At 64.6% G+C, this 13,799-nt stretch carries 11 protein-coding genes; 2 read left to right on the top strand and 9 right to left on the bottom strand.

What is annotated here, in order from left to right:
- Positions 1–62: 62 nt before the first annotated feature.
- The 3 genes from K2O51_RS19515 to mfd all read right to left on the bottom strand — a co-directional run bounded on the left by K2O51_RS19515 (position 63) and on the right by mfd (position 6,325).
- Complete coding sequence (locus K2O51_RS19515) at positions 63–1,442, bottom strand: amidohydrolase (protein WP_011297528.1); 1,380 nt, start codon at positions 1,440–1,442, stop codon at positions 63–65.
- Positions 1,443–1,571: 129 nt separating this feature from the next.
- Positions 1,572–2,786, bottom strand: coding sequence for an acetylornithine deacetylase (argE, locus tag K2O51_RS19520; protein WP_140952199.1), 1,215 nt, complete (start codon positions 2,784–2,786; stop codon positions 1,572–1,574).
- A gap of 86 nt (positions 2,787–2,872) precedes the next feature.
- Positions 2,873–6,325, bottom strand: a complete 3,453-nt coding sequence (gene mfd, locus K2O51_RS19525; RefSeq protein WP_220631518.1) for a transcription-repair coupling factor — start codon at positions 6,323–6,325, stop codon at positions 2,873–2,875.
- A 95-nt stretch (positions 6,326–6,420) separates the two neighbouring features.
- On the opposite strand from mfd, the gene ispD reads away from it, so the two are divergent.
- Both ispD and ispF read left to right on the top strand, forming a co-directional pair.
- The gene (ispD, locus tag K2O51_RS19530; RefSeq protein WP_245001938.1) at positions 6,421–7,275 is read left to right on the top strand and encodes a 2-C-methyl-D-erythritol 4-phosphate cytidylyltransferase; all 855 of its coding nucleotides are present in this window, start codon (positions 6,421–6,423) and stop codon (positions 7,273–7,275) included.
- A gap of 3 nt (positions 7,276–7,278) precedes the next feature.
- Positions 7,279–7,788: a 2-C-methyl-D-erythritol 2,4-cyclodiphosphate synthase gene (gene ispF, locus K2O51_RS19535; protein WP_011297532.1), complete on the top strand. Its 510-nt coding sequence runs from the start codon at positions 7,279–7,281 to the stop codon at positions 7,786–7,788.
- Positions 7,789–7,828: 40 nt separating this feature from the next.
- Here ispF and K2O51_RS19540 read toward each other — a convergent pair whose 3' ends face one another.
- The 6 genes from K2O51_RS19540 to ompR form a co-directional block, all read right to left on the bottom strand.
- Positions 7,829–8,401, bottom strand: a complete 573-nt coding sequence (locus tag K2O51_RS19540; protein ID WP_041679570.1) for a GNAT family N-acetyltransferase — start codon at positions 8,399–8,401, stop codon at positions 7,829–7,831.
- 167 nt (positions 8,402–8,568) lie between these two features.
- On the bottom strand, positions 8,569–9,090 hold the full coding sequence (locus K2O51_RS19545) for a carboxymuconolactone decarboxylase family protein (protein WP_011297534.1): 522 nt from the start codon (positions 9,088–9,090) through the stop codon (positions 8,569–8,571).
- 106 nt (positions 9,091–9,196) lie between these two features.
- The gene (locus K2O51_RS19550) at positions 9,197–9,745 is read right to left on the bottom strand and encodes a peroxiredoxin (RefSeq protein WP_011297535.1); all 549 of its coding nucleotides are present in this window, start codon (positions 9,743–9,745) and stop codon (positions 9,197–9,199) included.
- A gap of 262 nt (positions 9,746–10,007) precedes the next feature.
- The gene (tcuC, locus tag K2O51_RS19555) at positions 10,008–11,315 is read right to left on the bottom strand and encodes an MFS transporter (RefSeq protein WP_011297536.1); all 1,308 of its coding nucleotides are present in this window, start codon (positions 11,313–11,315) and stop codon (positions 10,008–10,010) included.
- Positions 11,316–11,571: 256 nt separating this feature from the next.
- Positions 11,572–12,921, bottom strand: a complete 1,350-nt coding sequence (locus K2O51_RS19560; RefSeq protein WP_011297537.1) for an ATP-binding protein — start codon at positions 12,919–12,921, stop codon at positions 11,572–11,574.
- 21 nt (positions 12,922–12,942) lie between these two features.
- Positions 12,943–13,665 carry an osmolarity response regulator transcription factor OmpR gene (gene ompR, locus K2O51_RS19565; protein WP_010810107.1) on the bottom strand — a complete coding sequence of 241 codons (723 nt, stop codon included), beginning with the start codon at positions 13,663–13,665 and terminating at the stop codon, positions 12,943–12,945.
- Between the last annotated feature and the right edge of the window lie 134 nt (positions 13,666–13,799).

Below are 13,799 nucleotides of genomic sequence, written 5' to 3' on the forward strand. Positions count from 1 at the left end.
GGGACGGCAAAGGCGACATTGTAATCGCTCACGGCCCGCGTGCCCCCGGCGCGTGACGCACGTCAGCGCTGGGCCATGGTCATGTAGTCCACCGTCAGGTTCGACAGCGCACGCACGCCGTTGACAAGCGCCGGCTCATCCACATAGAACTCCGGCGAGTGGTTCGAGGCCGCCTTGGCCAGGTCCGTACCCTTGGGTGTGACGCCCAGATTGAAGAACAGTCCCGGCACCTTTTCCTGGTAGAACGAGAAGTCTTCGGACGCCGTTGCCTTCGGCATGGTCAGCCAGTTGCCTTCGCCGGCCACGCGCCGCAGTGTGGGCGCCATCTTTTCGGTCAGCACCGGCTGGTTGACGGTGGCGTTGTAGAGCTCCACCACGCGGAACGTGGCCTCCGCGCCGGCGCTCGCGGCAATGGTCTCGGTCGTGCGCTTCATGCGGGCGTGAATGTCCTTCTTCATGCCCTCGTCATAGGTGCGCACCGTACCCATCATCTCGACCTGCTCCGGCACGATATTCATGCGGTTGCCGCCGTGGATGGTGCCTACCGTGATGACCGACGGCTCCAACATCGCATTGACCTGGCGGCTCTGGATGGTCTGCAGGCCCATGACGATCTGCGACGCGACCACGATCGGATCGACCCCAGCCCACGGGCGCGCGCCATGGGTCTGGCGGCCCTTCACGTCGATCCAGAACTGGTCCGCGGCTGCCATGGACGCGCCGCTGCGCCAGCCAAGCTTGCCCGATTCCATGCCCGCGGCCACGTGCAGGCCGAAGATCGCATCGACCTTCGGGTTGTCGAGCACGCCTTCGGCCACCATCTGCTTGGCGCCCCACATATTCTTGCCATTCGGTTCGATGTCCGCGGGGCTTTCCTCGGCCGGCTGGAAGATGAACTTGACCGTGCCGGGAAGCTGGTCCTTCATGCCGGCAAGTACTTCCGCCGTGGCCATCAGAATGGCTACGTGCGTGTCGTGGCCACACGCATGCATCACGTCGACCTCCTTGCCGAGGTACTGGCCCTTGGCCTTGGAGGCAAACGGCACATCCACGCGCTCCTTCACCGGCAGCGCATCCATATCGGCGCGCAGCGCCACCACCGGGCCTGGCTTGCCGCCCTTGAGCACGCCGACTACGCCGGTCTTGGCCACACCCGTCTTCACATCCATGCCGAGCTTGCGAAGGTGATCGGCGACCAGCTTTGCGGTGCGCGTCTCGTAGTTGCCGAGTTCGGGATGCTGGTGGATGTCGCGGCGCCACGCGATCAGCTGTGCTTCTACCGCTTTCGCACGCGTTTCGATCTGCGCGTGCAGGTCGTCGGCGCTGGTAGCAGGTGCCGCGGACTGTGCGTTCGCGGCGTTGCAAAGCACGGCGGCGGCGAGTGCCAGGCCTGCCAGCACGAGGCTCTGGGTGGAACGGGATGCAGTGCGACGAACAGCCATGCAGGATCTCCTTCGTTGTTGTTGGTTTGAGGCTGGTGGTGTCTTGGCGCTGCAATGCGCCAGGAAAGCCGAGTGGCTGCTTCCCTCTCGCAATTGGAGAGGGAAGCAGCGCACGGCGAAAAGGGTGGGTCAGGCCACGCGCAGGCTGTCGACGACCTTGCGCAGGAACGCCTCGCAAGCGGCAAGCTGATCGAGCGCGACAAACTCATCCGGCTTGTGCGCCTGCTCGATATCGCCGGGGCCGCATACCACCGCGGGAATCCCCGCGCGCTGGAACAGCCCGGCCTCGGTGCCGTAGGCAACCTTGCTGGTCTCGCGGTCGCCCGTCAGCGCCCGCACCAGTTGCGTGATGGCTTCCTGCTCGGCAGCGTCTAGCGACGGTGCCGCCGCGATTTTGCTGATCACAAGGCCGGCATCGGCGTGTTCGGCGCGCATCTTCGGCAGCAGTACGTCATTGGCATACGACTGGATCCGCGCGAACAGCGCTTCGGGATCCACGCCGGGCAGGTTGCGGAACTCGAATACGAATTCGCACAGCGCCGGAATGGTATTCAGCGCGATGCCGCCCTGGATCGTGCCGGTCTGCGCGGTGGTGTAAGGCACGTCGAAGGCCTTGTCGTACGGGCCGTTGGCCTTGAACTCGTCGGCAATGTCGCGGATGAAGCAAATCAGCCGCGCCGCGTACTCGATCGCGTTGACACCGCGGGGCGTCAGCGACGAATGTGCGGCATGACCCTTGACGCAGCACCGGTACGCGTTGATGCCCTTGTGTGCGACGATCACGCGCATGCTGGTGGGCTCGCCCACGATGCAGCCGGCCGGGCGCACGCCGCGCTCACGGAGTTCGGCAAGCAGGTAGGGCGCGCCCATGCAGCCGATCTCCTCGTCGAACGACAGCGCATAGTGCACGGGCTCGCGCAGCTTCGCGTCGAGCAGCGTCGGCAGCAGCGCCAGGCTGGTGCCGATAAAGCCCTTCATGTCACACGTACCGCGGCCATAGAGCTTGCCGTCGCGCACCACCGGCTTGAACGGGTCCGTGGTCCAGTTCTGGCCGTCCACGGGCACCACGTCGGTGTGGCCCGACAGCACGATGCCGCCATTGGTGTCGCCGCTGGCGGCCGGCACCGTGACGAACAGGTTGGCCTTGTCTTGCTGGGGGTTGTAGCTCAGATGGGGTCGCAAGCCCTTCGCGAGGAAGTGGTCGCGTACGGACTCGATCAGCCCCAGGTTGGAATGGCGGCTCGTGGTGTCGTACGCCACCAGGCGCTGCGTCCATTCGATCGCGCTGCCGCGCGGCGCATTGGCTTCAGTGGCTGAAGACTGGCGTTGAGTATCGGCTTGCATGGGGCAGGGGGCTCTGAACGACGGGTGAAGTAGCTGATGCTACACCCGTCCCGGCCCCTCGGGTAAGACGCCCTGCAGCAAATTCCCTATGCCAGCTGGCGCAGCGTCTGCTTGATGGTCTGCGCACGCACGGCCACGTCGGGCATCTTGGCTTCAATACGCAGCTTGTCCTGCCCCGCGAGCTTGATATGCCGGTTCTTCTGCACGAGCTCGATGATCCGCAGCGCATCGATCGGCGGATTCGGCACGAACTGCACGCTGATCGACGCCTCGCCCGCATCGATCTTGCGCACGCCGAGCGGTGCCGCGGCGATGCGCAGCCGATGGGTTTCCACCAGCGCCTGCGCCTGGTCCGGCATGCGGCCGAAGCGGTCGATCAGCTCTTCCTGGATGTCGTCGACGCGCTCCGGGGTTTCACAGTTCGCGAGCCGCTTGTACAGCGACAGGCGTTCGTGCACGTCGGCGCAATAGTCGTTGGGCAGCAGCGCGGGCGTGCCGAGATTGATCTCGGTGGTCGCCGCGAGCGGCGCCATCAGGTCCGGCTCCTTGCCGGCCTTGAGCGCCTTGACCGCTGCGTTCAGCATGTCGGTGTAGAGCTGGAAGCCGATCTCGTGGATTTCGCCGGACTGCTTGTCGCCAAGCACCTCGCCGGCGCCGCGGATTTCCAGGTCGTGCATCGCCAGGTAGAAGCCCGAACCCAGTTCTTCCATCTGCTGGATGGCCTCGAGCCGGCGCCCCGCCTGCTTGGTAAGGCCATCCACATCATGCACGAGCAAGTACGCATAGGCCTGATGGTGCGAGCGGCCGACGCGGCCACGCAACTGGTGAAGCTGCGCGAGACCGAATTTGTCGGCGCGATGGATCAGGATGGTGTTGGCGGTTGGCACGTCGATGCCGGTCTCGATGATCGTCGTGCACAGCAGGATGTTGTCGCGCCGCGAGACGAAGTCGCGCATCACGCGTTCCAGCTCGCGTTCGTGCATCTGGCCGTGGGCCACGGCAATGCGCGCTTCAGGCACCAGTTCGGCCAGCTTCGCGCGCTTGTTCTCGATGGTCTCGACTTCGTTGTGCAGGAAATACACCTGTCCGCCGCGCTTGAGCTCGCGCAGGATGGCTTCGCGGATCACGCCGTCTTCCTCGCGCCGCACGAAGGTCTTGATGGCCAGGCGTTTTTGCGGCGCTGTGGCAATCACGGAAAAATCGCGCAGGCCTTCGAGCGCCATGCCAAGTGTTCGCGGAATCGGCGTGGCCGTGAGCGTCAGCATGTCGACCTCGGCGCGCAGCGTTTTCAGCGCTTCCTTCTGGCGTACGCCAAAGCGGTGCTCCTCGTCGATGATGACGAGGCCGAGGCGCTGGAACTTCACTTCATCCGAGAGCAGCTTGTGCGTGCCGATCACGATATCGACCGTGCCCTCGTTGATCTGCTTCACCGCCGCGTCGATTTCCTTCTTCGTCTTGAAGCGCGACAGCTCGACGATGCGCACCGGCCATTCGGCGAAGCGGTCCGACAGCGTCTGGAAATGCTGCTCGGCGAGTAGCGTGGTCGGCGCCAGCATGGCAACCTGCTTGCCGCCGAGCACGGCGACGAACGCCGCGCGCAAGGCGACTTCGGTCTTGCCGAAGCCGACGTCGCCGCACACCAGCCGGTCCATGGGCTTGCCCGAGGTCATGTCGGCGATGACGGCAGCGATCGCCGCGGCCTGATCGGGCGTTTCCTCGAAGCCGAAGCTTTCGGCGAAGGTCTCGTAGTCCTTGGGGGAGAGTGGGAACGCAAAGCCTTCGCGCGCGGCGCGCCGTGCGTACAGGTTCAGCAGTTCGGCCGCCGTATCGCGGATCTGCTGCGCAGCCCTGCGCTTGGCTTTGTCCCACTGGCCCGAGCCGAGGTGATGCAGCGGTGCGGTGTCCGGATCAGCGCCCGAATAGCGCGAGATCACGTGGAGCTGATGCACCGGCACGTACAGCTTGCTGCCCTTGTCGTATTCGAGATGCAGGAATTCCTCGTCCCCCTGGCCCATGTCGAGCGACACCAGGCCGTGGTAGCGGCCAATGCCGTGGTCGCTGTGCACGACCGGGTCGCCGATCTTCAGCTCGGCCAGGTCGCGCACCATCGAATCGACGGCGGTGGCCTGTTCCTGTTTGCGGCGGCCCGCGCGGCGCGCGGTGCCGGCGTAGAGTTCGGCTTCCGTGACGAAGGCGAATTTCGCGGACGGCAGCATGAAGCCGCTGTGCAGGGGCGCCACGGCGATGCTGAAGTGCGACTCGCCAGCCAGGAACGCGGCAAAGTCGTCCACGGGTTGCGGGCGCAGGCCGCTTTCGGCGAACAGCTGCAGCAGGGTCTCGCGGCGGCCGGCGGTATCGGCGCACATCAGTACGCGCGTGGCCTTGTCCAGCAGCAGGGATTCCAGGTTCACGAGCGGATCTTCGGCGCGACGGTTCACCGAGACATCGGGAACGCTCGCCGCAAACGCGGGTTGGCCGTCCGCCGCCGGTTCGCTTTGCAGTACCAGCCGCGCGAGCGGCTTGGCCGCAATGAAGAACTGCTCCTCGGACAGGAACAGTTGCGGCGGCGGCAGCAGCGGGCGCTCGCGGTCATGCCGCATGAAGTCGTAGCGCTGCGTGGTATCCGTCCAGAAGCGGCGGATGGCTTCGTCCACCTTGCCGACGAAGGCAAGCTGGGTATCGGCCGGCAGAAAGTCGAACAGCGTCGCGCTGGACTCGAAGAACAACGGCAGGTAGTACTCGATCCCGGCCGAAGGAACACCGTTGCCGATGTCCTTGTAGATGGGCGACTTGCTAGGGTCGCCTTCGAAGACTTCGCGCCAGCGGCCGCGGAATGCCGTGCGGGCGGCTTCATCAAGCGGAAACTCGCGGCCCGGCAGCAGCCGGACTTCCTTGACCGGGTACAGGCTGCGTTGCGTGTCGGGATCAAAGGCGCGGATGGTTTCGATCTCGTCGCCGAAGAGATCGATGCGGTACGGCAGCGCCGAACCCATTGGGTACAGGTCGATCAGGCCGCCGCGCACGCTGTATTCGCCCGGACGCATCACGGCGCTGACGTGCTCGTAGCCTGCCAGCGTGAACTGCGCCTTGAGCGCGGCTTCGTCCAGCCGTTCCCCCTGCTTGAAGAAGAACGTATAGGCGGCCAGGAATGACGGCGGCGCTAGCCGGTAGAGCGCTGTAGAGGCCGGCACGAGCATCACGTCGCACTGGCCGGTCTGGATGTCGTGCAGCGTCGCGAGACGTTCCGACACCAGGTCCTGGTGGGGAGAAAAGCTATCGTAGGGCAGCGTTTCCCAGTCCGGCAGCAGGCGCACGCGCGTTTCGGGCGCGAACCACGGGATTTCATCGGCGAGCCGCTGGGCGTCGACGGCGTTGGCGCAGACCACGGCCAGCATCGGCACGCGCTCCCTGTGCTGGCGCGCGTAGGCGGCAATGGCGAGTGCGTCGGCGGAGCCGGGTAGGCCCGCCATGCTATGGCGCAGCCCGGGCTTGACCAGGGGCAGGTTGGCGAACGGGAAGGCGGGTGCGGCGTCAGGCATCGGGCAGCGGTCGGAATCAACGACAACGAACGACAACGCCCCGCCGGCAGCGCGGGCGGGGGTGCGTGCGCCGCTTGCCGGATTGGCAAGGCGGCATGGCGGCAAACAAGGGCCGTATTATAGAATGCGCTCCGGCCACGGCGCAGGCCATCGCCGTGACGTTTTCAACGCATTTTCCATTTCATCCCGACCCTGTGTCCGACCGCCGCTTCGCCTTGATTCCCTGTGCCGGTACCGGCAGCCGCGCGGGTGGCTCCGTGCCCAAGCAATACCAGCCCGTCGCGGGCCGGCCCATGATCTGGTACGCGCTGGCAGCATTTTCGGCCTGTGACGCGATCAGTGCCACCGCGCTGGTGCTGGCGCCCGACGACATGCCGCTGGAGTCGCGCTTCGGCGCCGATATCTTTGCCGGCTTGCGCTTCGATACCGCTTTTGTCGGCGGCGACACGCGCCACGCGTCGGTGCTCGCCGGCCTACATCACCTGGCGCAGCTCGGCGCTATCGACACTGACTGGGTGCTGGTGCACGATGCGGCACGACCGGGCCTGACGCCCGCGATGATCCATAACCTGGTGCGCGCCGTCGAAAGCGATAACGACGATGATCCCGATGCGGCAATCGGCGGCATCCTGGCCGTGCCCGTCCCCGATACGCTGAAGCGTGCCGATGCCGGCGAGCGCATCGGCACCACAGTGCCGCGCGACGGACTGTGGCAGGCCCAGACCCCGCAGATGTTTCGCGTCGGCGTATTGCGCCAGGCCTTGCAGGACGCCCTGGCCGCGGGCGCGGTGGTGACCGACGAAGCCAGCGCGATCGAACGGCTGGGCCTGCATCCGCGGCTCGTCAACGGTTCGCTGCGCAATTTCAAAGTGACATATCCGGAAGACTTCGCGCTGGCCGAAGTGCTGCTCGGCACCGGGCCGGCCAGGTCTGCCGATTCAGGAGCCTGATCAATGATGCCTTTTGATATCCGCGTGGGGCAGGGCTATGACGTCCACGCACTTGTGCCCGGCCGCAAGCTGATCCTCGGCGGCGTGCATATTCCACACGACCGCGGCCTGCTCGGGCATTCCGATGCCGATGCGCTGCTCCATGCCATTACGGACGCGCTGTTCGGCGCGGCAGGGCTTGGCGACATCGGGCGCCATTTCCCGGACACGGATGCACAGTTTGCCGGTGCCGACAGCCGCGTGCTGCTGCGTGAGGCCGCGCGCCGCGTGCGCGAGGCCGGCTACGAAATCGGCAATGTCGATGCGTCGGTGATCGCGCAGCAGCCCAAGCTGGCACCGCATATTCCGGGCATGGTTGCGAATATTGCCGATGACCTGGGCCTGCCCGCCACGCGTTGCAACGTCAAGGCCAAGACCAACGAAAAGCTTGGCTTCGAAGGACGGCAGGAAGGTATCGTGGCGCAGGCCGCGGTCCTGATCTGGCGCGGCGCAATCGCGGACGCGCAGGACTGAGCGCGGCCCGGATCCCTGGCCGAAGCGGAAGCGAAAGCGCTTACGCCTTGGCCGGTGCAGGCGCGCTCTCTGGCGTGATGGCGTAGCTGTAGTCGATCAGCCTTGCCATGGCGCCCGTTCGGGCGCCAGCCTCCGTGCGCTTGGCAAAGCCCATCTGCTGGCACAGGCGATTGGCGGACGCCATTTCAGGCATGGTCCGCACCAGCAGCGTCGGCGAGCCGATATCGCGCGCACGCTGGATGCAGATCTGCATCAGCGTATGGCCAAGCCCCAGGCCGCGTGCTTGCGGGCTGACGGAAAGCAGCCGGGCTTCCGGCTGGGTCAGCGTAATCGTGCTGCCATCCAGCGCCGGCAGTGTCGCGCCGGGGTGGCAGAACAGAACGGCGCCGGCAATGCCATGTTCGGTCTCGGCCACCCACCATTCCATATCAGGATGGCTGGTAGCCAGCACCGCCTGCATGCCGCGCTGGAAGGACGCCCGGCAATCCTCCATGATTTCCAGTTCGTACTGCGAATACGCCTGCTGTGTGACAGCGGCGATGTCGCCCCAATCCTGGACAGTGGCGAGGCGGTAGTGGAAGCGCGGCGACGTTGGCGAAGGCAGGATGCTCATGGTGCAGGGGACGGGTAACTGAAGTGCGTGTCTTGTCTGGATTGTAGGCCGTTCACTGCACGAGTGGTGCCTTCGGCCGTTGTCGGGGCCGCACATGCAAACAGCCGGCACTTCCCGCTGGGAAGCTGCCGGCTGTTGTTGAGCCGCGCTGGCACCGAAAGAGCGCTTTACTGGGCGGCAATCACGTTGGCGGCCGCGGCGATGACGGCGGCAATGCGGCCGACGTCACGCAGTTGCTGCGACGTCATGCCCTGCTCGTTCTTGAGCAGCTGGTAGTGCGATTTCACGCAGAAATGGCACTTGCCGACAATGGAAGCGGCCAGCGCGTACATTTCGAAGCGGCGCTTGTCCACGCCGCCATGGGTGGCGTAGGCGTTCATGCGCAGGCCGGCTGGCTGGTTGGCCAGGTCCGGATCGTCCGCCATCTCGATATACGGATACCACACATTGTTCATGCCCATCAGCGCGGCGGCGGTCAGCGCGCCATTGACTTCCTCGGCCGACAGCACATTGGCGTTGCGGATCGCATCCACGAGCACCTTGGACTGCGCTGCGAAGGCGGCCGCCAGGGCCACGCCGACGGCGTCATTGCCTTCCAGCGAGGAGCGCGCAATGGTGCCGTCTACGTTCAGGCGGATGTCCTTGGCGTAGTCCGGGATGAGATTCTTAATCGTGCTGAGGAATTCCATTTAATTCTCCTATCGATCAGGGCTCAAAAAACCCGCTTCTGCGGGTTTGGGGCGGAGGGGCAGGGCCCTCCGCGAGTCGCCGTAGTTACCGGCAACCTTGCAGCAATTACAGCGTTGCGCCGCCAACGGCACGGTTGCACGGGCACAGTTCGTCCGTTTGCAGACCGTCCAGAATACGCAGCACTTCGTCCGGGTTGCGGCCGACGTTCAGGTTGTTCACCGAAACGTGCTGGATCACATTGTGCGGGTCGACGACGAAGGTCGCGCGCAGAGCCACGCCAGCGGCCTGGTCACGCACGCCCAACTGGTCGATCAGCGAACCGGTCACGTCGGCAAATTGCCACTGGTTCAGCTTGTTCAGATCCTTGTGCTCGCGGCGCCATGCCAGCTTCACGAATTCGTTGTCGGTCGAGCCGCCCAGAACGATGGCGTCACGGTCAGCGAAATCGCCGTTCAGCTTGGCGAATGCCACGATTTCGGTCGGGCATACGAACGTGAAGTCCTTCGGGTAGAAGTAGATGATCTTCCACTTGCCTTCGAACGACTTTTCGGTGATGTCTTCGAAAGCCGACTGGCCGTTTTCCTCATGGTTGTTGAAACCCGGCTTGACACCAACGACGTGGAAGGCTTCGAGCTTGTCACCAACGGTCTTCATAGACTTCTCCTGATACGGTTGAAGAGAGAGTTTGTGCAAATGCGGGCAATGTCGGCACTGACTGGAGCCAGCGCTTTGGTGCGCCGCGACAAGGGGAGATTATGCGTCAGGACGCACTGCAGGGCTAATTGAAATTCTCAAACAGCCCGATAGGCGGCGCGGCATGGCGCTCTGGATCGTCGCGCATGGGAGTTTGCGCAAGCGGGAAGTATGCCACGACCGGCCGCACAAGGCCGGTGTGGCAGGGACGGCAGGTGGCCGCTCAGGCAGGACGCAGCGCGGGCTGGCCGCGACGTGCGCGGAAAATGATCAGGGTGGCGATCAGGCCGCAGGCGGCGGCGAACATCAGCCACAGGCCAGGGGCCGCCTTGTTACCGGTGGTGTGGATCAGGTAGGTCGCGATTGCCGGCGTGAATCCGCCGAACAGCGCCGTAGCCAGGCTATAGGCCAGCGAGAAACCCGCGGTACGCACCGCCGGCGGCATGACTTCGGTTAGCGTGACTACCATCGCGCCGTTATAGCTGCCGTACAGGAACGACAGCCAGAGTTCGACCATCAGCAGGCGCGAGAACGACGGCTCGGCCACCAGCCACGAGACGGCGGGATAGGCGGTCAGCAGCGTGGCCAGCGTGAAGAACACCAGCAGCGGCTTGCGACCGATGCGGTCGGACACCGCGCCCATCAGCGGCAGCCAGATGAAGTTCGACAGGCCCACACACATGGTGACGATCAGGTTGTCCACGTCATCGAGCTTGAGCACCGTTTTGCCGAAGGTCGGGGTGTATGCGGTGATCATGTAGAACGATACCGTTGTCATCACGACCATCATGCAGCCCGCAATGATGATGCGCCAGTTCTCGGCCATCGAGCGGTAGATCTCGCGCATGGTCGGGCGATGCTTGCGGGTCTTGAATTCCTCGGTTTCTTCGAGCGAGCGGCGGATCAGGAACAGGAACGGCACGATCAGGCACCCGATCAGGAACGGCACGCGCCAGCCCCAGTCATCCATTTGCTGCGGTGCAAGCGTCGCATGCAGGATCACGCCAAGCAGGCCGGCGAAGATCACCGCGACTTGCTGGCTGGCAGACTGCCAGGCTACGTAAAAGCCTTTCTTGCCAGGTTTGGCGATCTCCGACAGGTAGACCGAGACGCCGCCCAGTTCCACGCCCGCAGAGAAGCCCTGCAACAGGCGGCCGGCCAGCACGAGCAGCGGTGCCGCCACGCCGATCGAGGCATAGCCGGGCACGCATGCGATCAGCAGCGTGCCGGCGGCCATCAGCGCGAGCGTGACGATCAGCCCCTTGCGACGGCCGTGATGGTCGATGTACGCGCCCAGCACGATGGCGCCCAGCGGACGCATCAGGAAGCCGGCGCCAAACGTCGCCAGCGACAGCATCAGCGACGCAAATTCGTCGCCGCTCGGGAAGAAAGTCCTGGCAATGGCGGCGGCGTAGAAGCCGTACACCATGAAGTCGTACATTTCCAGGAAATTGCCACTGACGACGCGGAAGACGGTCTTGAATCCGTGCTGCGCTTGCGGTTGGCCGGCGGTTTGGGAGGTGTCTGACATGGCTGTCTCTCTCGGACGTCGCCGGTGGGTCCCGGCGAATGATTGTTCGGTGAGCCAGCCAGGCGTTGGGGAGGAGACAGCAGGCGTCGCCGTGGCTGGGAGGATGCATATGCATCGGCCCTGCTGACCGGCGCCAGTGTGCGCCGCGACGCTGTCATTGCCCTGTCAAAGACCTTACAGATCCCTATCAGTAGCTGTCGAAAACCTGTCAGTCGCCGGGATGTGCGCCGGCAATGTGCGGCGGGCGCCGTTTTCGTCAGGCGCGGCGGAAACAGGCGCTGACGACAAGGCCGGAGTGGGGCGCCGAGCGGTTCGACAGCACCAGCCGGCCGCCGTTGCGCTGCAGGATGCGGTTGACGATCGACATGCCCAGCCCCGCGCCCTTGGCTTCGCTGCGCGCGCTGTCGAGCCGATAGAACGGCCGGGTCAGCAACGAAAGCTGGGCGTCCGGCACGCCCTTGCCGTTGTCGGCCACGGTGAGCACGGCGTCCTTGTCGTCGAGCTTCGTGGTGATCTCGACCTCGGCAATGCCGGTGTCGTCGTTCTTGGCATAGCGGCGCGCGTTTTCGACCAGGTTGTCGAGAATGCGTTGGACTTCCATGCGGTTGGCCACGGCCATGACCGGCTCGTTGGCGCGGACCTGCACGCGCACGTCGTCATGTGCGGCATAGACTCCCACGGCATCCTGGACGAGCGCCGACAGGTCCACCGGCTCGACCATTTCGAGCGGCGGCCGCGCGTAGTTCAGGAACTGGCCGATGATGGCATCCATCTGCTCGATGTCGGTGATCATCGCTTCACGCGTGGCATTGTCGGCCGGCGACATCTCGGTTTCCAGCCGCAGGCGCGTAAGCGGCGTGCGCAGGTCATGCGAGATGCCGGCCAGCATCACCGCCCGGTCGTCATCGAGCTGGCGCAGGTCACGCACCATCTGGTTGAAGCTGTGGTTGGCCAGCGCGACTTCGCTGGCGCCATGCTCGGGCAGTGGCGGCGGATCGCCGCCCGCGCCAATCTCGCGCGCCGCAGTGGCCAGCCGCTTGAGCGGGTAGTTGACGCGTGCGGTAATGAACGCGGCGCCGATGATTGACAGCAGCAACGCCGCGATACTCCACCACAGCCACTGGATGCCTGACACGCGCTCGAAACGCTCCGGGCTGATCGCGACCCAGTAATCGTCACCCTCGATCTCGAAGCTGACCCATACGCCGGGAATATCGTTGACGGTGGTGGCCAGCACCGTGTCCTCGCCAAGCCGGCTGCGGATTTCCTGCTGCACAAGCTGGGTCAGGAACGGGTTGGCGGTCGGCGCGGCAAAATCGTCGTCCTTCTCGCGCGGATAAACCTTGATGCCTTCGTTCTGGACCAGGTCGAGCAGCAGGAACCGGCGCCGTGCCGGGTCCGAATAGAGCAGGGCCGCGCGCGTCAGCTTGACCACGCTGACCACCTGCATGGCGATCTGCTGCGCCCGCGGGGCGCGTTCGAACAGCCGGTAGCTCTGAAACCAGATGCCCAGAGAAATAGCCAGCAGAAGCGCGATCAGCATGAAGGTTCGCCAGAACAGCGAACCAAAGAAACGCGTGGCCGTACGGCCGAGGGCGGTCGCCACGATGTTGAGCGGCCGACCGGGTTACTTCACGCCATCGGGAATGAACACGTAGCCCAGACCCCAGACTGTCTGGATAAAGCGCGGGTTGCTCGGATCGGGCTCGATCAGCTTGCGCAGGCGGGAAATCTGCACGTCCAGGCTGCGGTCGAATACTTCGTATTCGCGGCCGCGCGCCATCTCCATGAGCTTTTCGCGCGACAGCGGCTGGCGCGGGTGGCGGGCAAAAACCTTGAGTACGGAGAATTCGCCCGTGGTCAGGGTGATTTCCTCGTCGTTCTTGGTCAGTGTACGCGTGGCCAGGTTGAGCACGAAATCGCCAAATGCGAACGTTTCCGGCGTTTCCGACGGTGCGCCGGGCACCTCGGCCGGCCCCTTGCGGCGCAGCACGGCGTGGATGCGGGCAATCAGCTCACGCGGGTTGAACGGCTTGGGCAGGTAGTCATCGGCACCCATTTCGAGGCCTACGATACGGTCGACGTCCTCGCCCTTGGCGGTCAGCATGATGATGGGTGTCTGGTCGTTGGCGCCGCGCAGGCGCCGGCAGATGGACAGGCCATCCTCGCCGGGCATCATCAGGTCAAGCACGAGCAGGTCGAAGCGCTCGCGCAGCCAGAGCTTGTTCATGGCAGTGGCATTTTCGGCCACCAGTACCGTAAAACCCTGTTCGCCCAGATAGCGGCGCAGCAGATCGCGCAGGCGCGGGTCGTCGTCCACGACGAGAATCTTGTGGCTGGTATTTTCCATGGCGGTATCTTAGCGACTATCGCTTTCGCTCAAAATGGCTTAACAAAACGTTACATACTTTACCCTGTGGCATTGCGGCATGCACGAACCCTGCCATTACACTGCCGCATACCGTCTTTCGCGCACTATGTCGC

Source organism: Cupriavidus pinatubonensis, assembly GCF_019602855.1.
Lineage (GTDB): Bacteria > Pseudomonadota > Gammaproteobacteria > Burkholderiales > Burkholderiaceae > Cupriavidus > Cupriavidus pinatubonensis.